Here is a 20840-nt window from a genome sequence, read left to right as displayed (position 1 = left end):
CTCAGACACCTCCGTCGACGTGCAGCGTCTCGCCGTTGACGTACGACGACAGCTCGCTCGCCAGGAACAGCGCGGCGCCGGCGATCTCGTCCGGACGCCCGAACCGGCCCAGTGCCATCATCCGCAGATAGCGCTCGTTGTACTGGGCCCGCTGCTCATCGGTCAGCTCGTCGGGCGCCGAGGTGTCGATGACGCCCGGAGCGATGACGTTGAACCTGATGCCCCGGCCGCCGAACTCCTTGCACAGCGACCGGGTCAGCCCGACGAGACCCGCCTTGGAGGCGGTGTAGTGGCCGCGCAGCGGGATGCCTGCCATGGCGCCGCGCGAGCCGACGTTGATGACCGACGAGCCTTCGCCGAGCAGTGGAAGCGCCTTGCTGATCACCATGAACGGGCCGGTGAGATTGGTGGCGACGACCCGCTCCCACTCCTCGAACGGCAGCTGGGCGAAGGGGATCTGACTGATCACACCCGCGTTGTTGACCAGGACGTCCAGGGTCTCGAAGCGGTTCTCGCACTCCCGCAGCAGCAGTTCCACACCTTCGGCGGTGCCCACGTCGGCGCGTATCAGGGCGTGCTCGCCGCCGATCTCCTTCAGCTCACGGGCCAGGCTCGCCACGGCCTCGCCCTCCTGCCGGTAGCAGGTCACCACCGTCGCGCCGGCCTTGGCCAGGGCCAGGACGATCGCCCGTCCGATGCCGCGGCTGCCGCCGGTGACCAGGGCGTTCTTGCCGACCAGTCGAAGTTCCATGCCGTTCTCCGTCATCTCTCGGTGGTCTCTGTCTCTCGGTGGGCTCTCGGTCGTGTCTCGGGCGTCATGTCGGGCGTCATGTCGGTCGTCATCGCACCGGGCGGCACTCCAGGACCGCCCAGCGTCCGGCGGCCGGTTCGTTCACCAGCTCGAAGCCCGCGGTCGCGAGCAGTTCGCGCCACTGGTCCTCGCCGCGCTCCCGTCCGCCGAAGCGGATGAGCATGTCCAGGTCGAGCAACTTGCCGCGGTCCCACTGGTTCGCCGGACCCACCAGGAACTCGCAGATCAGCAGCCGTCCATCGGCACTGCCGTCGAGCGCCTCGCGGACCCTGCGGAGGATCGCGACCGCCTTCGTGTCGTCCCAGTCGTGCAGTACGGCCTTGAGGACATACGCGTCCCGGCCGGGCGGCAGCTCCCCGAAGAAGTCGCCGGGAACGACCTCGACACGGTCGGCGACTCCCGCGTCGCCGAACAGGGCGGCGGCCTCCTCGACGACGCTCGGGCGGTCCACGAGCGTGCCGGACACCTGTGGATGGGCCTTCAGAACCTCGGCGAGGAACCAGCCGCGGCCGCCGCCGATGTCCGCGATCCGGCGGAAGCGGCCGAAGTCGAATCCGTCGAGCAGCATCCGGGCGGTGGCCCGGCTCATCCCCGTCATCGCCCGGTCGAAGAGCGCGCCCGACTCCGGGTTCTTCTCCAGGTGCTCGAAGAAGCCGTGGCCGTACGCGGCCTCGAAGGCGGGTTCCCCGGTCCTTACGGTGTGCATCAGCGCCCCGTACGAGCGCCACAGCATCTCGTCGCCGTTGTAGAGCACCATGTCCCGCTGGCTGCCGGGCACATCGGAGCGCAGTGCCTCCCCGAGGCCGGTGAGCGCGTACCTCCCGTCCGGTTCCTCGGCGAACACCCCGAAGGCGGCGGCGACGCGCAGCACCCGCCCCAGGGAGTCCGCATGGGTGCCGGTGCGCCCGGCCAGCTCCGGTACCGCGAGCGGGCCGTCGGCCAGTTGGTCGGCGATGCCCAGCTCGGCGACGACGTGCAGTACGCGGGAGATCCGTTTGCCGTCGGTGAGCAGCAGCAGTTGTACGTGAGGCGGCAGCGCGGCGGTCATCGCCGGGCCGACCACGCCGGTCATGGTGTCCACACCTACTCCTAGGCCGGGAGGGAAGTCGGATACATGAAGAAAGGGCGAGAAAGGGCGAGATGGGGCGCGAAAGGGCGAGAAGGGGTGAGAGGGGCAGAGAGGGCGGAGAAGGGCCGCGACGCCGGGAGCCCGGCATGCCGCTCGAACCGGTTGAGCCGGCTGAGCCCGGTCGGGGTGACCGGCCGAGGTGACAGACCGCCCCCGGACGGGCCGGGTCGGCGCGGACCCGGCTCGACCGGGTCGGACTCAGATCAGTACGGCGGCAGCGCAGACATTGGCCAGCAGCGCCGCCACGGCGAACGCGCCCCGCACCCGGTTCCAGCGGATCCAGCGCTCGCGCGGGTCGAGACGGTCGAAGTCCGCGGGCAGGGCCTGCGGATCGAGTGTCGACAGCCATCGGTTGATCGGTACGTTCTTGGTGAGCGACACCGTCACGGCCGCGGCCAGCAGCAGCGCGCCCAGGGCCGCCAGCAGCCGTGCGGCGGTCTGCTCAACGGCGACCGCGAGGGCCAGGTCGCAGAGCAGACAACTCAGCAGCGAGATCGGCATGAACGGGTCGAAACGGGTGACGAGTCCCTTGTGCACGGGGACGTACATCCCGGTGGGCAGTGTCGTGAACAGGGGCGCCGCGAGCACCGAGATGGCGAGCCCCCCGGCCGCGAGGCCGCCGGCGAGCAGTGCGGCGGGCATGAGTACTTGGACCGGCTCGATCACGATCACCCTCCCGACCCGCCCACCGCCCGGTGCGGCGGGCTGCTGACCCGACTGTCCGAGTCGCTGGTCGAAGCACCCTCGAAGACGGCTCGACCATCACGCGCGCCCCGGTCAGGGCGGGGCGCGCGCCGGCTGACGTCGGGTAGTCGAGCAGCACTCCACAGGGTTTCGAGCACGCGACGGCAGGGTGGTCGGCATACGCACCGGCAACTGGGAGTCGTGATGCTTGAGGATGTGCTCAGCGCGGTCGTGCTGACCGGAACGGGGACCGTCACGGGGATCTTCGTGGCGGTTCTGGTCAGCGTGGGGCCCGCCATGTCGGCGATGGAACGGGCCGACTATCTGCGGGCCCACGCCCTGCTGGGCAAGGGATACCACCCATTGATGCCGATCCTGGTCAATGTGGTGACCCTCAGCGGATTCGCCCTCGGCTTTCTGGCCGGGACGCCGGGCCGGGTGCTGTTCCCGGTCGCGTCCCTGCTGCTGATCGGGGTGCAGGCCGTCTCGCACCTCGGCAACGTCCCGATCAACCGCTCGCTCGAAGGGCTCGCGGCGGACGGCCCCTGGCAGGATCCGCGCCCGCTGTGGCGTTCCTGGCACCGGCTGCGTACGGCACTCGCCGCCCTGGCGCTGGCCGCGGTCACCGTCGCGGTGCTCGCCGCCGGCTGAAGCCCTCCGGCGGGCGCGCGCCCGCCGGAGGGCACCCACGCAAGCGCGCCCGCCGAGGCCATCCGCCGGAGCCCGCGCGCGCATCCGATCATCCCCACTGAGTCCCCGTCGAAGAGGAGGAATGTCATGCCACTTGACGCCATCACCTACCGTGTCCGGCCCGGCCACGAGGACGTGCTGAGAGAGGTGTTCTCGCCCCATAACTTCACCCGCGTCGACTCGCCCGTCATCAAGGACGCCTCGGGCGAGACCGTCGGGATGCTCCTGGGCACCGGCGTGTTCGTCCAGGGAGACACCCTCGTCAGGGTGATCCACCACGACGGCGCCGGAGTCGCGCGCGTCGCCCGCCATATGTCGGTGCAGAAGGGCGTGCACGAAGCGGAGCGGGCGATCATGCCGTTTCTCGCCGAGCCGCGCGACACCGAGGCCCCCGACGGCTTCCGCAGGCACTTCCACCGCAGCCTGATGACCGTACTGGAGCAGCACAGCCCTGACGAGCGGCCCGCCGCCGGCACGGTCGCCGTGCGCTATCCGCTCCGCCTGGGCGCGGGAGCCGAGCTGGCCGCCGCCCGCGCCACCGTCAACCGCAGGGCCTCGCTCCTGCTGTCGCGGGAGCATCCGACGATCGTCCGCACGGCGCTCTTCCTGCACGAGAACACCCTGGTGCGGGTCGTGCAGTACGACGGCCATCCGTATGACGTCATCGGCTACCTGACGGACCGTTGCTTCGGCGCGGACGCCGAGAAATGGCTGGAGCCGTATCTGGAGGACCCCGAGCCGCCCACCCACCCGGACGCGTATCTGGCACTCGTCCATCAGCAGGCCATGCTGTCGATCACGCATATGTCCGTACTGGGGGTCGACTGAGCCCCTGAGCACGGCGGCCCTCCCGGCCGGCCCACGGCCGACCGGTTCTCCGGCTCTCCGGCTCTCCGGTTCTCTGCGTCGGCGGCGAAGCCCCAGAAGGCCGGGACGACCGGGACGACCGGGACGACCGGGACGACCGGGGCCACCGGGTTGGCCGGGGCCACCGGGTTGGCCGGATTGACCGGGAATCCGGGTACCGCGAAGAAACCGGGAGCTCCCGAGAGAACCGAGAAGACGGCCGACAAGCGAGAACCGAGAAGACGGCCGTGACGGAGAGCCGCCGCCGCGCCCCAGGGGCACGGCGGCGGCTCTCCCGTCCGCTCACCCCGTCCTCACACCTCGGGGTGGTCGAACCACTCGCCGAGCTTGGTCCCCATCAGCGGGCTGCCCCGCAGCTTCAGCTTGCCGGTCAGGAACGCCTTGGCGCCGGGCAGTTTGCCCACGCCCATGGCCAGCATGTCGGGGAACTTGATCCCGATGGTGATGTCCGGGCTCTCGTGCCGCCCCTTGTCGGTCCGGCAGGCACCGGCCTCGACATGGACGTAGTGCAGCTTCTGGCCCTCCGCCGACGCGATGTCGAACTGGAAGACGCCCTTCTCGCCCTTGGCCTTCTCCGGGTTGAACTCGGAGACCAGCAGCGCGAAGATCAGCGTCAGGGCGCCGTCCAGACCGCCCTCCCGCCGCGCCACGGCGGCCTCCAGCTCCTTGTTCGGCACCGACTCGACCAGTTCGATCAGCTCGGCCACCTGCTCCTGCTGAGTGCTCATCCGTTCCTCCCTGACTCAAGGGTTAGGCCGTCGCGGCCGGGGATCAGTTCATGGAGCGGTTCGAGCAGCCGCATCTCGCCGCTCGACCGCATCGGCCAGAGCCGCCGCAGATACGCCTGCTGCTCGGGGCTCTGTTCGAAGGCGCGGAAGGACGGCTCGTCGGTCCAGTCCGTCAGCACCGTGTAGTGGCCGGGTTCCCCGGCCTGGCGCAGCAGTTGCTGGCCGTGGTTGTCGGGGAACGCGCGGACCGTCCGGGCGTGGTCGCGCCACAGCTCCTCGAACTCCGCCTCGCGCCCCGCGATGATCTCGATCCGCAGCAGTACCCGCAGACCGGGAGTCACCGCGCCACCGCCGCGGCCCGCTCCACCAGGCCCTTGATCCGGGCCATCTCCCGGCGGGTGTTGGTGTTCAGCCGCTCGGTCATCTCCGCGTCGCCGAACGGCAGGCCCGGACGGACCGTGAACTCCTGCCGCCAGCGCATCTCCACCCCGCCGTCGGTGTCGGCGTACGTCCAGTGGATGTCCATGTGCTCGAACGGGCCCGTCTCGATGCGCCGCGCCCGTACCGTCCTGGTCTCCGGGTTCGGCGTACGCTCCGACACCCAGCTCCAGACCGCGCCGTTCTCGTCCGGGTGCAGCGTGAGCCGGAAGCGGACGGTGGCCCCGGTGCGGCCGAGGATCTCGGCCGCGGCGTACTCGGAGAAGAGCGTCGGCCAGGACTCGACGTCGTTGGTCATCTCCCACACCAGGTCCATCGGCGCGTCGATGACGATCGTGTTGTCGGTCAGCGCCATGTCAGACCGCCGCGAGGCTCGTGTTGACGTAGTCGATGACGTCCTTCGGGGTGTTCATCGTCTCGATGGCCTCGTCCGGGATCTGGAGGCCGTACTCCCGCTGGATCTGGCTGGCGATCTCCAGCACGGCGAGCGAGTCGTAGCCGATCTCGGTGAAGGTCGTGCCGAGATCGGCCTCGGTCAGCTCCTGCCCGTCCAGCTCCCCGGTGGATCGGCTCATGATCGCCTTGAGGTCGTCGAACGTCATGCTGCTGCTCATCTGTTCCTCCTGGATATGTGTGCTGGAGAACGTCGGAAGGGGCGGCGGCGGCCCGTTCACCCGGACCGCGGAACCGTCCGTGCGGACGGAAGCCGCCGTGCGGACGGAAGCCGCCGTACGGACAGAGCCCGCCGTACGGACAGAGCCCGTCGCACGGACGGAAGCCGCCGCGCGGGCGGAATCCGCCGTACGGACCGCGGGACGGTCACCCGGACCGCACGACCAGGGCCGCGTTGAAGCCGCCGTACCCGCGGGCGAGGACGAGCGCGGTACGCAGCCGCGCCTCCCGCGCCCGGGTGACCAGGTCGAGCCGGTGCGCCGGGTCCGGGCGCACATGGACGGACGGCGGGATCACCTGATCGCGCAGCGCGAGCACGGCCGCGGCCGTGTCGAGCGCCGCTCCACCCGCGTAGAGCCTGCCGGTCATCGTCTTGGGTACCGACACGGGGACCGCGCGCGGACCGAACACGGCGGTGATCGCCTCGGCCTCCTGACGGTCCAGCTCCGGCACGCCGTAGCCGTCCGCGAAGACCACGTCGACGTCCGAGGCCGTCACCCCGGCGTCCGCCAGGGCGAGTTCGGCCGCGCGCCGCAGCCCCGGCGGGCGGCCCGAACCCGGTCGAGGGTCGAAGGTCGCCGCATAGCCCGCGATCTCGCCGTAGACCCGCTCCACGCCCCGGTCGCGGGCCTCCTCCAGGCTCTCCACGACGAGGATCGCCCCGCCCTCGCCGGGGACGTAGCCGCTTGCCTCCGCGTCGAAGGGGACATAGGCCCGGTCCGGGCGCAGCTCCTCGCTGAGCCTGCCGTTGGAGAGCTGGCAGACCAGTCCGTACGGGGAGAGCGAGGCGTCCGTGCCGCCGGACAGGACCAGCCGGGTGCCCTTGTCGAGGACCCGGCGCGACTGCGCCAGGGCGTCCAGGGAGCCGGCCTGCTCGGAGCAGAGCACGGTGCAGGGGCCGCGCATCCCGTGCCGGATGGAGAGCTGTCCGGTCGTCGCCGCGTAGAACCAGGCGATGGACATGTACGCGCCGACGGCCTGCGGTCCCTCGCGGTACAGCTTCTGCAGCTCGCGCTGCCCGAACTCGACACCGCCCGACGAGTTGGCGGTGATGACCGCCATGTCGAGGTCGGCGAACGCCTCCGGGACGACGGCCGCGTCCGCCAGCGCCTCGTTCGTCGCGGCGAAGGCGTACTGCGTCATCGCGTCGGTCTCGCTGACCAGCCGCTGGGGCGCGTGGTCCGCCGGATCGAAGCCGGTGGCCTCGCCCGCGACCTGCACCGGATACGAGGACGGGTCGAACCGGGTGATCCGGCCGAGCCCCGACTTGCCGTCGAGGGTCGACTGCCACCACGCCTCACGGTCGAGCCCATTGGGCGAGACCACCCCGATTCCGGTGATGACGGCAGACCGCGCGCCCTTCTCCCGTCCGTCCGCCGCGGCTTGGGCCGGCCGCGGTTCGGCGGCCGGGCGTCCGCTTGTCGCCTTCACGCGATCCTCCTCGGTGACGTCAGCACCACCGCGCTCTGGAATCCGCCGAAGCCGCTGCCCACGCTCAGCACCACGTCCAGCTCCGCCTCACGAGCGGTGCCCGGCACATAGTCCAGGTCGCACTCGGGGTCGGGCTCCTCGTAGTTGGCGGTGGGCGGGACGGTGCCCCGGTCGATGGCCAGGGCGCTGGCGGCGATCTCGATCGAGCCGATCGAGCCCAGCGAGTGCCCGACCATCGACTTGATCGAGCTGACCGGGATCCGGTACGCGTGATCGCCGAGACTGCGCTTGTACGCGGCGGTCTCGTGGCGGTCGTTCTGCTTGGTGCCCGAACCATGGGCGTTGGCGTAGTCGATCTCGTCCGGGTTGATCCGGGCCTCGTCGAGCGCCGCGGTGATCGCCTCGCCCATCTCCCGCCCGTCGGCCCGCAGTCCGGTCATGTGATAGCCGTTGGCGCGCGCCGAGTAGCCGGCCACCTCGCAGTAGATCCGGGCTCCCCGGCGGCGGGCGTGCTCCAGCTCCTCGATGACGAAGACCGCCGAACCCTCCCCGAGTACCAGGCCGTTGCGCCGCCGGTCGAAGGGACGGCAGGCGTGCTCGGGGTCGTCGTTGCTGGTGGACGAGGCCCGCAGGGTGTCGAAGCAGGAGACGGTGATCGGGTAGATCGGCGCGTCCGTCGCCCCGGCCACCATCACATCGGCCGAGCCCTCGCGGATCAGGTCCACGGCGTAACCGACCGCGTCGATGCCCGCGCAGCAGCCGGAGCTCACGACGGTCGCGGGGCCCTCGGCCTCGACGGCCCAGGCCACCTCGGTCGCCAGCGAACTGGACATGACGTACGAGTAGAGATGCGGCTTCATATAGGCCGGATCGACGAGCCAGTCACGGCCGTTGTCGCTGACCGTGCGGTACTCCTGCTCCATGGAGATCGCGTTGCCGACGCCGTTGCCGATGCTCACCCCAACCCGGTGCGGATCCTCGGCGCCGAGGTCGAGTCCGCTGTCGCTCATCGCCTCCCGCGCGGCGACCAGCGCGAAGCGGCCCGCCCGGTCGGTGCGCCGGATCTCCTGGTAGGAGAGCCCTTCGCGCTCGGGGTCGAAGTCGCACTCCGCCCCGATTCGGCTGCGGAACGGCGACGGATCGAAGAGGGTGATGCGCCGGGTCGCCGTACGCCCCTTGACGATCATCTCCCAGAACGCTTCCCGGCCCGGCCGTCCCGGAGCGACGACACCGATCCCGGTGATCACCGCGCGTCCGGTCATCGGCCGCCCCCCACTTCGGGCAGGGTGCCTTCGCCGGGCAGCGGCTCGCAGTCGACATGCCCGAGTTCGGGGCTCGGCGCGAGCGGGCCGAGGAAGAAGGCGACGAACGCGTCCTCGTCGTACGGGTTCTCGATCCGGTGCCGTACGCCGATCGGGACCATGAACGACTCGCCGGGCTCCAGCGTCAGCTCCTGGCCGTCGAGCCGGAGCAGGATCCGGCCGCGGATCGCGTGGAAGAACTCCTCGGAGTACGGGTGGTAGTGCTCGGAGACGAACTCGCCGGGCTTCAGCGTGCCGACGCCCATGAACCCCGAGGTCGATCCACAGGTCTTGGGGCTGAGCAGGACACGCAGATCGCCCCCGCGCTTGCGGTTGGGCGGCACGTCGTCGATGGCGACCTTGGTGAGGTCGGAGGTCTGCATAGGTGCTCCACAGATGGGGACGGGAACAGAGCGGTACAGAGCCGAACAGAGCGGTGGGGGAGGTTGGTCCGTGCGGGGAGACTGGACTGTGCGGGGAGGAAAGAAGCGGGGAGGGGTCTCGTGCGGGGAGGAAAGAAGCAGGGAGGGTTCTCGTGCGGGGATGGAGAGAAGCGGGGAGCGGGGAGGAAGGGGATCGGGATCGGGAGCGGGGACAGGGTGCGGCGGGAGCCGTCAGGGGGTCCAGCTGTAGAAGGGCTCGGCCATCGAGTCCTTCGGTTCGCGCCATGACGGGTCGTACGGCGTCATGAACTGCTGGAGCCGGGTGTTGATGTCCTGGTACAGCGGATGGCTGCGCGCCCGGTAGAGGTCGGCGTTGATCGGCGCCTCGGCCTCGACCAGATGGAAGTACAGACCGTGGAAACGAAAGAGCGTCCGCCGCTGTACGCCGATCATGTGCGGCAGTTCGGTGGCGTCGGACTCGGCGAAGAGCCCCGCCACCTTCTCCGCGTCCTCGTGCTCCATGCGCGCGACGATGAGCGTGCGGTGCGTCATGCGGAACTCCTTCGGGTACTTCGGGTAGAGCCCGGAGTCGTGCCCGAGAGCGGTTCGGGCGAACGGGCGGCCGGTCCGGAGCGGTCGGATCGACTGGTCTCGATGCTGGACCGGCGGGCTTGAGCCTCCGTCCAGACCAACTCGACGTCAGATTTGAGCCGTTCTGCGGGACAGGACGACGGCAGTGACGGCGGCCATGGCCGCGAAGCCCGCGAGATACGTCCAGAGCGGCAGGACGCCCACGAGATGTGACAGCTGCCCCCCGAGCCCCGCGCCCAGCGCCGCACCCAGGTAGAACAGGCCCATCATCCGGCTCCCGTGCCCCTCGGGCGACGACTCGGCGGTGGTGCTCAGACCGACCGGGCCGAAGACCAGTTCGCCGCAGGTCATACAGAGAAACGCGCCAAGCAGCCAGAGGGCGGACACCGACGTCTTCCCGTCGCCCGCGAGCCACGCCCCGGCCGCGAGGACCGCGAACCCGGCCGCCGCGCACAGCAGCCCCGCGGAGAACTTCCGCGCCACCCGCCCGCCGGCCTCCCTCGCGCCGATCCGCAGCCACAGCCAGGCGAACAGCGGTGCCAGCAGCAGGAGGAACAGGGGGTGCGCGGACTGGAACCAGCTCGCGGGAACGGTGAACCCCAGCACATCCCGGTCGGTGTGCTCCCGGGCGAACAGGCTGAAGACGGAGCCCAGTTGCCCGTACATCGCCCAGAACAGCACCGACGGCACGAAGATGCGCAGATAGCCCCGGATCCGGGCGCGCTGCGCCGCGTCGAACTCCGCGCCGCGCAGCAGCCGCCGGAAGTAGAGGACGGGCAGGACCAGGGATGCGAGGCCGCACAGTGCCAGCACGGGCCGCAACGGCAGCCCGCCCGCCGCCACGACCGCGGTGATCAGTAGTACGGCGGCGGCGAGGCAGGCCCACGCGCCCCGGACCAGCCGCCGCATCGCGGCAGGCGGCAGGGGACGGCTCGGCCCGGTCCTGGCCCCGCGCAGCGAGGGAGCGCCGTGCAGATACTGGAGTACGCCGAAGGCCATGCCCACGGCCGCGGCGCCGAATCCGAGATGCCAGTCGACGCGCTCACCCAGCGCCCCCGTGACCAGCGGGCCGATCAGGGCGCTGACCTGGATGCTCATATAGAACAGGGAGAACGCGGCCTGGCGCTGGGAACTGCTCGCCCCCGGATTCAGCTGGTCGAACATCACGGGCAGGTTGGGCTTGAGCAGGCCCGTGCCGCAGGCGACCAGCAGCAGGCCCAGATAGAAGGTCGTACGCGCGGGCACGGCCATACAGACATGGCCGGCCATGATGACGACCGCCCCGCTCAGCATCGCCCGGTGCGTGCCGAGCACCCGGTCGCCGAGCCAGCCGCCGGGCATGGCCGCCAGGAACGAGGCCGAGACGTAGAGTCCGAAGAGCGCGCCCGCCGTGCCGTCGGAGAGGCCGAGGCCGCCGTCGGCCGTGGGCGCGGTCGCGTACAGGAAGAGCAGCGCCTGCATGCCGTAGAAGCTGAACCGCTCCCACATGTCGGTCATGAAGAGCGTGCTGAACCAGCGTTCGCGCAGCAGGGCGCGGACGGGGAGGGCGTCAGGGACCTCCGGGTCTGGGCGGGCCTGGGGGAGATCCGGGTCCCGTGCGGGCGCGGTGGTCCCTTTTGCGGTCCGGTCCGCGGTCCGGTTCGTGGCCCCGTCCGTGGGCGGAGTCGGCGGAGTCGGGGGAGTGGCCGGGGGCGGTGTCGCGGTGCCGGAGGTCATCCGAGCCCCCTCACAGCGCGATGCCGCCGTCGATCTGCACCACTTGACCCGTGATGTAGTCGGCGGAGTCCGAGAGCAGGAACGCGACCAGCTCGGCCACCGACTCGGGTCGGCCGAAGCGGCCCATGGAGATCTTCCCGAGCGCCGCGTTCCGCGCCTTCTCCGTCATCCCGTCGAGCATGTCGGTCTCGATGAACCCGGGCGCGACGGCGTTGACCCGCACTCCGTACGGGCCGACCTCCTTCGCCAGCGCGCGGGTCAGACCGTTCAGCCCCGCCTTGGCCGTCGCGTAGTTGGACTGGCCGGGGTTGCCGTAGACCCCGATGACGGACGACACGTTCACCACCGCGCCGGACCTGCGGGTGATCATGCCGCGCAGCACCGCGCGGGTGACGTTGAACGCGCCGTCCAGGCTCGTGCCCACCACCGAGTGCCAGTCCCGCGCCGACATCAGCGCCATCGGGCGGTCCCGCAGCACACCGGCCGAGTTGACCACCGCGTGCGCCGGGCCCAGCTTCTCCTCGGTCTCACCGACGAAGCGGCGGACCGCGTCGGCGTCCACGACATCGCAGACCGTGTGATGGACGCCCGCGCCGGACTCGGCGACGAGCCGGGCCGTCTCCAGCGCGGCCTCGTCGGCCGACCGCGAGCAGAATCCGATGTCGTACCCTGCCCGCGCCAACCGGACCGCGACCGCGCGGCCGATGCCCCGCGAACCCCCGGTCACCAGCGCACATCGCCTCGTCGACATGGTGTGTCCCTCCCGCGTGACGCCTCGGCGCGCGGCGGCTGCCACGGCCGCGGCGAAGCATCGTCCAGCCGCCTCGAGGGAGACTCGAACGGCTCACGGCAGGCTGCCCGCATGGTGGAGATCCTCTTCGAACAGAACCTGCTGTGGGCCGTGCTGGCCGCGGTCTTCTGGGCCTTCGCGGCCCGAGGCGCGCGCCGACTGTCGACCCGCCCCACGGCCCGCAAGATCCGGCGCAGGGCGCGTCTGGGCCTGATCCTGCTGACCGTCGCCCTGCTGGCCCTCGCCGCCCGCGTCGCCCTCGCGGTCGCCCTCGCCGTCGAGGCCGGGTGGCGGGCCGCGTCGGACTTCGTGCTGCTGGCGGCGCTGCCGCCTGCCCTCGCGGGTGGGGCGGTGCTCGTCTTCGCCGTACCCGCCTACTGGCGGCTGGCCCGCCCGGCCCGCGAGGACGCGGCGGCGATACAGACGGTGGTCGGGACGGCTGCGGTCGGGACTGCGGTGGTTCGGGAGGCGGTACCGGCGGCGGTTCGGGCGGAGCCGGGTGAGCCGGACCGGATCCGGTCCGCCGGGCCCGCCAATGAGGCCGGGGCCGAGGCCGATGGCGCCGTCGCCGAGGTCGGGACGCGGGGCCGGGAAACGGCCCTGGCACGGGTCGGGGCAGTGCCGGCCGCGCGGGAAGGGACGGACGCCGGCGATCAGCCGCGTACGGGAGCGGACCGGGCGGACCTCGACTTCCGGGCCCAAAACGCGGCGTCCGACGGAGGCCACGGTCATGTCCGAGGCGGTGCGCCGGGCGGCGACGCCCCACCGGCCCACGGCGGCGACGGCCCCGGCCCCGGCGGACGTTCGTCGTCGGGCGGTACGCGAGCCGAGGCCGCGACGGGCCCGGACGGAGCCCCGGACCGGGCGTCGGCACCGGCACCCGAACCGGCTCCCGCACCCCAGCCCGGACCCGCACCTGGACCGGAGTCCCAACCCGAACCCGCACCTGGGCCGGAGTCCCAACCCGGACCGGAGCCCGCGCGGTCCCGGCTCCTGGCCTCACGCGCGCGGCTCGTCGTCCCCGTACGGGTCGCCGCCCTCGCCACCGTCGTCGGCGCGGCGATGACCCTGCATCCGCCCACCCCGCCGTACACCGGCGTCCTCCTCCTCGAGCTCGCCCTGTTGGCCGTGGCCGCGGGCGGGCTGCTCCTGCTTCAGCAGCGACGCCACGCCGCCATGAGCGCCCCGGACTGGCGTCCGCCGTCTCGCGTCAAGCGGCTCACGCGCTCGGCCGCCGTGGTGACCGGCTTCGCCGTGCTGCTGGTCGGCGGCTGCACCGTCGTCGCCGAGCAGAGCAAGCTGCCGGACCGGATGGGAGATTCCCACCATCAGCACGCGTACGACACGGGCGGCGGCCCGGCGGCCGGATCGGAGCCGGCGCGCGATGTCTCCAAGCTGACCGGCCCCAGGACCGGCACGCCCGACCGGCGGTTCACCCTCACCGCTGAGGACCGCACGGTACGCCTCGCGTCGGGCGAGAAGGTCGCCGCGCTCTCGTTCAACGGCACGCTCCCCGGCCCGGAGCTTCGGATGCGCCGGGGCGAACTGGTCGAGGTGACCCTCGTCAACCGCGATGTGAAGGGAGGCGTCACCGTGCACTGGCACGGCGTGGACGTGCCCAACGCCGAGGACGGCGTCGCCGGCGTCACCCAGAACGCGGTACGGCCGGGCGAGCGCCATGTCTACCGCTTCCGGCCGCCGCGCGCGGGCACCTTCTGGTACCACTCGCACCAGCAGTCCAGCACCGCCGTGGCCCGTGGCCTCTTCGGCGCGCTGGTCGTGACCGAGCCGGACGCGACGGTGCGCGGGCTGGACCGGACCGTGGTCGCGCACGCCTGGCCGATCGCGGGCGCGAAGGGCGGCGACGCCGGACCGCCACGAGGAGGAGGCGGAGGAGGAGGCGGAGGCGGTGGCGGCGGTGGCGCGCTCAGCGGGCAGAACGGTCTCGGCGGCGTCCAGCGCACCGCCCTCGGCGACGACACCCGCCTCCAGCGGCAGAAGGTCCCCGCGGGCACCCCCGTCCGCCTCCGCCTGATCAACGCCGACAACTGCCCACGTACGTACTCGCTCGCCGGAACCCCCTTCAAGGTCGCCGCCATCGACGGCAACGAGGTCTCCGGCCCCACCGAACTCAAGGGCGAGCGCCTGCGGATCGCGGGCGGCGGCCGGTACGACGTCGTCTTCAGCCAGCCCGCCGGACCCGTCCGGCTCTCCGTGGTCGGCGACGCCAACGCCTCCGGCGGCGGACGCGGGCTCGAAGGATGCGGCGAGGACGGCCAGTACGGGACGGACCGCGTCGAGTCCTCGTCCCTTCTGCTCGCACCCGCCGACATCCTCGCCTCCTCCGACACCGACACCGACACCGCCTCCGACACCGGCGCCCCGGAGCCCGTCGACGGCCCGCTGTTCGACCCGCTGGACTACGGCACCCGAGGCGACGGCGTCCCCTTCGGACCGGGCACCGACTACGACCGCGACTTCCACCTCGTCCTGGGCAACAGCTTCGGCTACTACGACGGGAGGCCCATGGCGCTGTGGACCATCAACAACGCCGTCTATCCGGACATCCCCGCCCTGCTCGTGAAGGAGGGCGACACCGTGCGCACCACCTTCGTCAACCGGAGCCTCGACGATCACCCCATGCATCTGCACGGCCATCGCATGCTCGTCCTCTCCAAGGACGGCAAGAAGTCGACCGGCAGCCCCTGGTGGACCGACACGCTGAACATCGCTCCCGGAGAGCGGTACGAGGTCGCGTTCACCGCCGACAACCCCGGCCTCTGGATGGACCACTGCCACAACCTCGACCACGCCCGCGACGGAATGGTGCTCCACCTGGCGTACGACGGAGTCACCACCCCCTATGAGACGGGCAGGTCCACCGGCAACCTCCCCGAGTAGCCCAAGGAGCTCAGTGTTTCCCGCGCTGCGCGCACCCTCGCCCGATCCTCCTCGGGCCCCATGGCCCGGGGAGGCAGCAGGGGAACCACCGCGCTGCGGCCCGACTGCACGGCCGGGTGCCCCCGCGCGATCACCGACAGGCACTGCGAAGGACCGGCCTCGACCAGCACCCGGTCGCCGTCCGCGAGCACCCGCTCCAGCGTCGGCCAGAACAGCACGGGATCCGTCGGGTGGGACGCCCAGAACGCGGCGTCGGCCGCCTGCTTCCGGCTCAGCGGCCGGGTCGTGTACGCGGAGTAGAACCGCGCACGCGGCGGAACCGGCCCCAGCTCGCGGATCAGCTTCTCCGTCCGCTCCGTCAGGTGCGCGAGCGCCGGACTGTGGTACGGGGTGCGGGTGGCGAGCCGACGGCTGGTCAGCCCGTCCGCCGCCAGCCGCAGCGCCACCGCGCGCAGCGGGGCCTCCAGCCCGGAGAGGACCGTGTGCCGGGGTCCGTTGACCGCGCCGACGACCACACCGGCGCCCAGGTATCCGGTCAGCTCGTCCGGGGTGGCGGCCACCGCGAGCATCCCGCCCCTCGGGATGGAGCGCTGCATCCGCACCCGCTCCCACATCAGCCGCACCGCGTCCTTCAGCCGGAAGACCCCGGCGAGCGTGGCCGCGGCGAACTCGCCCATGCTGTGTCCGAGATACGCGTCCGGACGGACCCCCCAGCTCTCGGCCAGGCGTCCCATCCCGTAGTCGACGGCGAACAGCAGGGGCGCGGAGCGGGTGTCGCCGTCGAGCGACTCGGCGGGATCGTCGGCCAGCCAGTCGGCCCGCACGGCCTTGCCGGCCGGCCCGAGCAGGTCCAGCACCGAGTCGACCGCTTCCGTGAAGACCCGCTCGTGCCCGTAGAGCCCGGCGGCCATTCCCGGATGCTGCGCTCCCGTACCCGGGCACATCAGGACCACGGACCGGCGGTGGAGGTCGCGCTGAAGGTGTGTCATAGCCCAAGGCTGGAGGGCAGGGGTCGAGCCGTCCTCCACCGACACGTACAGAGGCCGTCGAGTCCGCCTATAGCGCGCTCTCCGATGCTCGGATCATGAGCGTTGCCGAGGAAACGCCCCTGAAGACCGCGAGGGAAACCGCCGTGGGCACCGCCGTGCCCACGGCCCCGCCCGCCGCCACGTCCGCTGCCCCGGACACCTCCCCACCCGCTGCCCCGCCCGCGGCCCCGGAAACGGGTACTCCGGAGGAAGGCCGGCTACGGGACCGGGCCGCCGAACTCGCCGAGCTGCACGAGAAGGTGCGGCGCGGCCCGAGCGAGCGGGCGACCGAGGCGCAGCACGCCAAGGGAAAACTGACCGCCCGTGAGCGCCTCGCGCTCCTCTTCGACGAGGGCGGCTTCACCGAGATCGAGGAGCTGCGACGCCACCGCGCCACCGGCTTCGGACTGGAGGACCGCCGTCCGCACACCGACGGTGTGGTCACCGGCTGGGGGCGGGTGCACGGCCGGACCGTCTTCGCGTACGCCCACGACTTCCGGATCTTCGGCGGGGCGCTGGGCGAGGCCCACGCCGAGAAGATCCACAAACTGATGGACCTGGCCGAGTCCGCGGGCTCCCCGGTCGTCGGCCTCTGCGACGGCGCGGGAGCGAGGATCCAGGAGGGCGTCACCGCGCTCGCGGGGTACGGCGGCATCTTCACCCGCAATGTGCGCAGCTCCGGGGTCATTCCGCAGATCAGCGTGATCATGGGCCCGTGCGCCGGCGGCGCCGCCTACTCCCCGGCGCTCACCGATTTCGTCTTCATGGTGCGCGGAACCGCTCAGATGTTCATCACCGGCCCCGATGTGGTGCAGGCGGTGACCGGCGAGGTCATCACGCATGACGCGCTGGGCGGGGCCGACGCGCACTCCTCGCTCTCGGGCGTCGCCCACTTCGCGTACGACGACGAGGCGAGCTGCCTCGACGACGTACGCCATCTGCTGTCCCTGCTGCCGTCCAACAACCGCGAACTGCCGCCGCCGGAGCCCGCTTCCGACCCGGCCGACCGCCGCACCGAGGCGCTGCTGGACCTCGTTCCGGCCGATCCGGGCCGGGCGTACGACATCCGGGCGGTGGTGGGGGAGATCGTCGACGACGGCGAGTTCTTCGAGGTCCACGAGGCGTGGGCGACGAACATCGTCTGCGCGCTGGCCCGTCTCGACGGCCAGGTCGTCGGCATCGTCGCCAACCAGCCCGCGTCCCGCGCCGGGGTGCTGGACATCCACGCCGCCGAGAAGGCGGCCCGCTTCGTCCAGACCTGCGACGCCTTCAACGTCCCGCTCGTCACCCTGGTCGACGTCCCCGGCTTCCTGCCCGGCGTCGACCAGGAGCACGGCGGGATCATCCGGCACGGCGCGAAGCTGCTCTACGCCTACTGCAACGCCACGGTCCCCAGGGTCCAGCTGATCCTGCGCAAGGCGTACGGCGGCGCGTACATCGTCATGGACTCCCGCTCCATCGGCACGGACATCTCGCTGGCCTGGCCGGGCAACGAGATCGCGGTGATGGGCGCGGAGGGCGCGGCGAACGTCGTCTTCCGGCGCGAGATCGCGGGCGCGTCCGATCCGGAGGCGACCCGCGCGCGGCTGGTGAAGGAGTACCGGTCCGAGCTGATGCACCCGTACTACGCGGCCGAGCGCGGCCTCGTCGACAGCGTGATCGACCCGGCCGAGACCCGGGAGCGGCTGATCGGCGCGCTGGCGATGCTCCGTGCCAAACACGCGCCCCTGCCCAGCCGCAAGCACGGGAACCAGCCCCAGTGAGCGCCGCCAACGCGCCGCGCACGGTGCGCGTGGTCCGGGGCGCTCCCCGGCAGGAGGAGCTGGCGGCGCTCGTCCTGGTCCTCCACGCCCTGGCGGCCCGGCCCCCTGGCCCCGACCCGGCCGGCCAGGTTCCGGCAGGCCCGGCCCCCTGGCCGCGTCCGGCCACCGTCCTCGCCGCCCCCACACCCGCGTGGTCGGCGCGCGGAACCCCGGCCTGGCGGGACCGCGCCACGGTGTAGCCACGGCCCCCGGCGGCCACCCCCGGCGGGGCCCGCTCGCCGGACCGAGCCACCGTCCTACCGTCCGTGTCCGCCCGCGTGTCCGCCCGCGTGTCCGCCCGCGTGTCCGCCCGAGGGCCCCTCACTCGCCCGTCCGTACCGCCTCCGCCGGCCGCGTCCGCAGTGCGGACCGGGTCGGCACCGTGATCGACAGCCAGCCCAGCACCGCCACGAACCCGGCCACGCCCGCCCACACCACCGGCTCCACATGGGGCACGGCCCGGCCCGTCATCGCGAGGCTGGTTCCGATCAGGGGCGGGATGGCGATGAGGACGCCGACCACGATCGCCGTCGCCACCACCACCCAGGACTCCATCAGCATCATCCGCAGGGTCTGCCGCTTGGTCGTGCCGATCAGCCGCAGCATGCCGAACTCCCGGCCGCGTGCGGTCGTCGCCATCACCAGGGTGTTCACGACGGCGATCAGCACGTACAGGAACAGCAGCGCGTTCGCGACCATATTGACCCACGACTGCTGTGCGAACTCTCCCTGCTGCGCCGCGGTGAACTCGTCGGGCTCCCGCACCTGGAGTCCGGGCGTGTCCCCGGCGAGCCCGTCCAGCGCCGACCGAGCCTCCGTCCGTGCGCCCGCGCCCCCGGCGCCCGCGTCCTCGGCGCTGACCAGGATCGCCGCGTCCAGGCCGGTGGTGGTGTGCCGGACCAGTACGTCGTGGGGGAGCGTCACGTCCCCGAAGCCCAGGCCGTTGCCGTACACCGCCACCACCCGGAGCTTCTTGCGGACGCCGTCGCCGAGATGGAGATCGGCGGTGTCGCCGACGTCGAGGCCGGCCGTCCCGGCGGCCATCCAGCTCAGCGCCACGGTGTCGCCCCTGAGTCCGTCCAGCGTGCCGTCGCGGACATCGAGATCGAGCGTGCGGCCCAGGTTCGCCGGGTCGACGCCCTGCGCGCTGAACGACTCGGACCTCGGATCGCCGAACTCCTTGTAGTCGATCAGCACCTGGGAGCGGACCACCGGAGTCGCGGCCGCGACGCCGGGAAGCTCCCGCACCGTCCCGGTCAGCTCCGGCGAGAGCCCGGTCCCCTCGCCGGTCAGGACATAGTCCGCCACGACCCCGTTCACGGCCTGGTCCTTCGCCTCGGCCCCGACCGTGGACGCCGTGGTGAGCTGGAGCAGTGCCATCGCCGCGCAGAGTGCCAGCGGAACGACCGCGCCGCTGAGTCTGCGGGTGTTCGCGGTGCTGTTGGCGGCGGCGAGGTAGCCGCTCACCCGCGACCGCCGAAGGAGCGGGCCCAGCACCCGTGAGGTGGCCCCCACCAGCCGGGGGCCGATCAACGCGGTTCCGGTCATCAGGATCAGGAGCGAGCCTCCGGCGCCGGCGAGCGCCAGCCGGCCCGGCACGAACAGGGGCAGCGCGACCGAGGTGGCCACTCCGAGCACGATCAGCGCCCGGCCGGTGTTCAGCCGTACGCGCCCCGGCTCGGGCGGTTCCACCTGGGATTCGCCCAGCGCCTCCACCGGCCGGATCCTCGCGACCCGGAACGCGGCGATGTATCCGGCGAGCCGCGCCCCCAGCACGCAGAGCACCACGGAGGCCACCGCCGGAATCGGGTTGTACGACAGTTCGAAGTCGGCGGGCAGTACCCCGCCCGCCGCGAACGCGTCCCGCAGCAGCCCCGCCACGACGAAGCCCAGCAGGGACCCCAGCAGCGCGCCGACCGAGGACACCAGCAGGATCTCGCCGCCGATCAGCCGGTGGATCTGCCGGGGCGTGGCCGCGACGGCCCGGAGCGTCGCCAACTCCCCACGGCGCTGATGGACGCCGAGACCGAGAGTCGAGGAAACCACGAAGATCACGACGGCGAGCGCCGTGCCGCCGAAGGACGCGGACAGCCCGATGAGGAACCCCCGCGACTGCCCCACGTCGAGGAACTCCAGATCGCCGATCCGCTCTCCGGTGTACGTGTCCGTGCCGGGCAGCGCCTTCTCGATCCGCTGCGCCAGCGTGCCCGCGTCGGTACCGGGCTCGCCGATGATCCCGATCGCGGTGAGCCGGTCCGGGTCGGGTGACAGCTCGGCGGCCTTCTCGTCGGTGAGGAACACGGCCGACTGCCGGTCCACCGGGGAGACGATTCCGACGACCGTGTACGAGGCGGGGTTCGTCCCCACCGACAGCCGTGCGGTGTCGCCCACCTCCAGGCCCGCCCGGCGCGCGAGTTCCGCGTCCAGCACGGCCTCCCCGCCGCCGCGGGGTTCCGTGCCCTCGGTCAGCCGGAAGGGGCCGAGCGCGGCCGAGGACCAGCCGTGCCCGTACAGGGGGTCGTCCAGGTCGACCGTACGGCCGCGGTCGTCGGCGATGCCCATGGCGACCGTACGGTCGGCGACGGCGGTTTCGACGCCCGGCACATCGGCGGCCTCGCGCAGCAGATCGGCGGGGACGGTGACGCGTTCGGCGTGCGCCGGGTCGAAGTCCTCCGGCGTCTCCTTGTGCTGCTGCCCGCCGATCATGACGGTCGCACCCGCGTAACGCTCGGGCGACACCCCGGACAGCAGCCCGGACAGCAGCAGGACTCCGCAGGCGGTGACGACCGCGGACCCGCAGAACAGGGCGATGAAGGCCGCGATGAAGCCGCCCTTTCGATGCTTGACGGTGCTCCACGTGATGTCGAACACGGCCGCC

General features: G+C 72.0%; 20 protein-coding genes. 5 read left to right on the top strand and 15 right to left on the bottom strand.

Annotated features, from left to right (window positions below; all coding sequences use genetic code 11):
• Window position 1: 1 nt before the first annotated feature.
• The 3 genes from ACWEFL_RS07465 to ACWEFL_RS07455 form a co-directional block, all read right to left on the bottom strand.
• A complete protein-coding gene (locus ACWEFL_RS07465; RefSeq protein ID WP_451708734.1) occupies window positions 2-751 on the bottom strand; it encodes an SDR family NAD(P)-dependent oxidoreductase in 750 nt (249 codons plus the stop codon).
• A gap of 88 nt (window positions 752-839) precedes the next feature.
• The gene (locus ACWEFL_RS07460) at window positions 840-1883 is read right to left on the bottom strand and encodes a methyltransferase (RefSeq protein WP_451708866.1); all 1044 of its coding nucleotides are present in this window, start codon (window positions 1881-1883) and stop codon (window positions 840-842) included.
• A gap of 255 nt (window positions 1884-2138) precedes the next feature.
• Entirely contained in the window at window positions 2139-2606 is a 468-nt protein-coding gene (locus ACWEFL_RS07455) for an anthrone oxygenase family protein (protein WP_451708732.1), read from the bottom strand.
• A gap of 222 nt (window positions 2607-2828) precedes the next feature.
• Here ACWEFL_RS07455 and ACWEFL_RS07450 point away from each other — a divergent pair, with 222 nt between their 5' ends.
• Both ACWEFL_RS07450 and ACWEFL_RS07445 read left to right on the top strand, forming a co-directional pair.
• Window positions 2829-3275, top strand: coding sequence for an anthrone oxygenase family protein (locus ACWEFL_RS07450; protein ID WP_451708729.1), 447 nt, complete (start codon window positions 2829-2831; stop codon window positions 3273-3275).
• A 126-nt stretch (window positions 3276-3401) separates the two neighbouring features.
• Entirely contained in the window at window positions 3402-4142 is a 741-nt protein-coding gene (locus tag ACWEFL_RS07445) for a SchA/CurD-like domain-containing protein (RefSeq protein ID WP_451708727.1), read from the top strand.
• 332 nt (window positions 4143-4474) lie between these two features.
• Here ACWEFL_RS07445 and ACWEFL_RS07440 read toward each other — a convergent pair whose 3' ends face one another.
• The 10 genes from ACWEFL_RS07440 to fabG all read right to left on the bottom strand — a co-directional run bounded on the left by ACWEFL_RS07440 (window position 4475) and on the right by fabG (window position 12192).
• Window positions 4475-4909: an SCP2 sterol-binding domain-containing protein gene (locus ACWEFL_RS07440; protein WP_451708724.1), complete on the bottom strand. Its 435-nt coding sequence runs from the start codon at window positions 4907-4909 to the stop codon at window positions 4475-4477.
• Window positions 4906-5250 carry a putative quinol monooxygenase gene (locus ACWEFL_RS07435; RefSeq protein ID WP_451708722.1) on the bottom strand — a complete coding sequence of 115 codons (345 nt, stop codon included), beginning with the start codon at window positions 5248-5250 and terminating at the stop codon, window positions 4906-4908. The genes ACWEFL_RS07440 and ACWEFL_RS07435 overlap by 4 nt, the downstream gene beginning before the upstream one ends.
• Window positions 5247-5702 (bottom strand): SRPBCC family protein, encoded by a 456-nt coding sequence (locus ACWEFL_RS07430; protein ID WP_451708719.1) that lies wholly within the window; start codon window positions 5700-5702, stop codon window positions 5247-5249. Before ACWEFL_RS07430 ends, ACWEFL_RS07435 begins: the two co-directional genes overlap by 4 nt.
• Window position 5703: 1 nt before the next feature.
• Window positions 5704-5961, bottom strand: a complete 258-nt coding sequence (locus ACWEFL_RS07425) for an acyl carrier protein (protein ID WP_451708716.1) — start codon at window positions 5959-5961, stop codon at window positions 5704-5706.
• A 205-nt stretch (window positions 5962-6166) separates the two neighbouring features.
• Window positions 6167-7360 (bottom strand): ketosynthase chain-length factor, encoded by a 1194-nt coding sequence (locus ACWEFL_RS07420; RefSeq protein ID WP_451708863.1) that lies wholly within the window; start codon window positions 7358-7360, stop codon window positions 6167-6169.
• An 86-nt stretch (window positions 7361-7446) separates the two neighbouring features.
• Window positions 7447-8712 (bottom strand): beta-ketoacyl-[acyl-carrier-protein] synthase family protein, encoded by a 1266-nt coding sequence (locus ACWEFL_RS07415; RefSeq protein ID WP_451708713.1) that lies wholly within the window; start codon window positions 8710-8712, stop codon window positions 7447-7449.
• Entirely contained in the window at window positions 8709-9134 is a 426-nt protein-coding gene (locus ACWEFL_RS07410) for a cupin domain-containing protein (protein WP_451708710.1), read from the bottom strand. Before ACWEFL_RS07410 ends, ACWEFL_RS07415 begins: the two co-directional genes overlap by 4 nt.
• A 231-nt stretch (window positions 9135-9365) precedes the next feature.
• On the bottom strand, window positions 9366-9686 hold the full coding sequence (locus tag ACWEFL_RS07405) for a TcmI family type II polyketide cyclase (protein ID WP_451708709.1): 321 nt from the start codon (window positions 9684-9686) through the stop codon (window positions 9366-9368).
• Between the two features lie 147 nt (window positions 9687-9833).
• A complete protein-coding gene (locus ACWEFL_RS07400) occupies window positions 9834-11441 on the bottom strand; it encodes a peptide MFS transporter (protein WP_451708706.1) in 1608 nt (535 codons plus the stop codon).
• 10 nt (window positions 11442-11451) lie between these two features.
• Complete coding sequence (gene fabG / locus ACWEFL_RS07395) at window positions 11452-12192, bottom strand: 3-oxoacyl-ACP reductase FabG (RefSeq protein ID WP_451708703.1); 741 nt, start codon at window positions 12190-12192, stop codon at window positions 11452-11454.
• A 111-nt stretch (window positions 12193-12303) separates the two neighbouring features.
• On the opposite strand from fabG, the gene ACWEFL_RS07390 reads away from it, so the two are divergent.
• On the top strand, window positions 12304-15132 hold the full coding sequence (locus ACWEFL_RS07390) for a multicopper oxidase domain-containing protein (protein WP_451708700.1): 2829 nt from the start codon (window positions 12304-12306) through the stop codon (window positions 15130-15132).
• On the opposite strand, the gene ACWEFL_RS07385 is transcribed toward ACWEFL_RS07390, so the two are convergent.
• Window positions 15093-16121: an acyltransferase domain-containing protein gene (locus ACWEFL_RS07385; RefSeq protein WP_451708697.1), complete on the bottom strand. Its 1029-nt coding sequence runs from the start codon at window positions 16119-16121 to the stop codon at window positions 15093-15095. The genes ACWEFL_RS07390 and ACWEFL_RS07385 overlap by 40 nt on opposite strands.
• Window positions 16122-16216: 95 nt before the next feature.
• Here ACWEFL_RS07385 and ACWEFL_RS07380 point away from each other — a divergent pair, with 95 nt between their 5' ends.
• Together ACWEFL_RS07380 and ACWEFL_RS07375 are read left to right on the top strand one after the other, a co-directional pair.
• A complete protein-coding gene (locus ACWEFL_RS07380) occupies window positions 16217-17923 on the top strand; it encodes an acyl-CoA carboxylase subunit beta (RefSeq protein WP_451708694.1) in 1707 nt (568 codons plus the stop codon).
• Window positions 17920-18162 carry an acyl-CoA carboxylase epsilon subunit gene (locus tag ACWEFL_RS07375; RefSeq protein WP_451708691.1) on the top strand — a complete coding sequence of 81 codons (243 nt, stop codon included), beginning with the start codon at window positions 17920-17922 and terminating at the stop codon, window positions 18160-18162. The genes ACWEFL_RS07380 and ACWEFL_RS07375 overlap by 4 nt, the downstream gene beginning before the upstream one ends.
• A 121-nt stretch (window positions 18163-18283) precedes the next feature.
• On the opposite strand, the gene ACWEFL_RS07370 is transcribed toward ACWEFL_RS07375, so the two are convergent.
• Complete coding sequence (locus tag ACWEFL_RS07370; protein ID WP_451708688.1) at window positions 18284-20833, bottom strand: FtsX-like permease family protein; 2550 nt, start codon at window positions 20831-20833, stop codon at window positions 18284-18286.
• Window positions 20834-20840 lie beyond the last annotated feature (7 nt).

The organism is Streptomyces sp. NPDC004838 (assembly GCF_053600955.1).
Note: the sequence above shows the minus strand (reverse complement) of the source record. Positions and strands in the feature narration are given on the sequence as shown.

What these genes read in the sequence shown, in the direction of transcription:
- fabG (WP_451708703.1), bottom strand. Translation starts at nt 12,192, where the DNA reads ATGTCGACGAGGCGATGTGCGCTGGTGACCGGGGGTTCGCGGGGCATC.
- ACWEFL_RS07425 (WP_451708716.1), bottom strand. Translation starts at nt 5,961, where the DNA reads ATGAGCAGCAGCATGACGTTCGACGACCTCAAGGCGATCATGAGCCGA.
- ACWEFL_RS07460 (WP_451708866.1), bottom strand. Translation starts at nt 1,883, where the DNA reads ATGACCGGCGTGGTCGGCCCGGCGATGACCGCCGCGCTGCCGCCTCAC.
- ACWEFL_RS07390 (WP_451708700.1), top strand. Translation starts at nt 12,304, where the DNA reads ATGGTGGAGATCCTCTTCGAACAGAACCTGCTGTGGGCCGTGCTGGCC.
- ACWEFL_RS07405 (WP_451708709.1), bottom strand. Translation starts at nt 9,686, where the DNA reads ATGACGCACCGCACGCTCATCGTCGCGCGCATGGAGCACGAGGACGCG.
- ACWEFL_RS07380 (WP_451708694.1), top strand. Translation starts at nt 16,217, where the DNA reads ATGAGCGTTGCCGAGGAAACGCCCCTGAAGACCGCGAGGGAAACCGCC.
- ACWEFL_RS07440 (WP_451708724.1), bottom strand. Translation starts at nt 4,909, where the DNA reads ATGAGCACTCAGCAGGAGCAGGTGGCCGAGCTGATCGAACTGGTCGAG.
- ACWEFL_RS07400 (WP_451708706.1), bottom strand. Translation starts at nt 11,441, where the DNA reads ATGACCTCCGGCACCGCGACACCGCCCCCGGCCACTCCCCCGACTCCG.
- ACWEFL_RS07415 (WP_451708713.1), bottom strand. Translation starts at nt 8,712, where the DNA reads ATGACCGGACGCGCGGTGATCACCGGGATCGGTGTCGTCGCTCCGGGA.
- ACWEFL_RS07465 (WP_451708734.1), bottom strand. Translation starts at nt 751, where the DNA reads ATGGAACTTCGACTGGTCGGCAAGAACGCCCTGGTCACCGGCGGCAGC.
- ACWEFL_RS07445 (WP_451708727.1), top strand. Translation starts at nt 3,402, where the DNA reads ATGCCACTTGACGCCATCACCTACCGTGTCCGGCCCGGCCACGAGGAC.
- ACWEFL_RS07430 (WP_451708719.1), bottom strand. Translation starts at nt 5,702, where the DNA reads ATGGCGCTGACCGACAACACGATCGTCATCGACGCGCCGATGGACCTG.
- ACWEFL_RS07385 (WP_451708697.1), bottom strand. Translation starts at nt 16,121, where the DNA reads ATGACACACCTTCAGCGCGACCTCCACCGCCGGTCCGTGGTCCTGATG.
- ACWEFL_RS07410 (WP_451708710.1), bottom strand. Translation starts at nt 9,134, where the DNA reads ATGCAGACCTCCGACCTCACCAAGGTCGCCATCGACGACGTGCCGCCC.
- ACWEFL_RS07450 (WP_451708729.1), top strand. Translation starts at nt 2,829, where the DNA reads ATGCTTGAGGATGTGCTCAGCGCGGTCGTGCTGACCGGAACGGGGACC.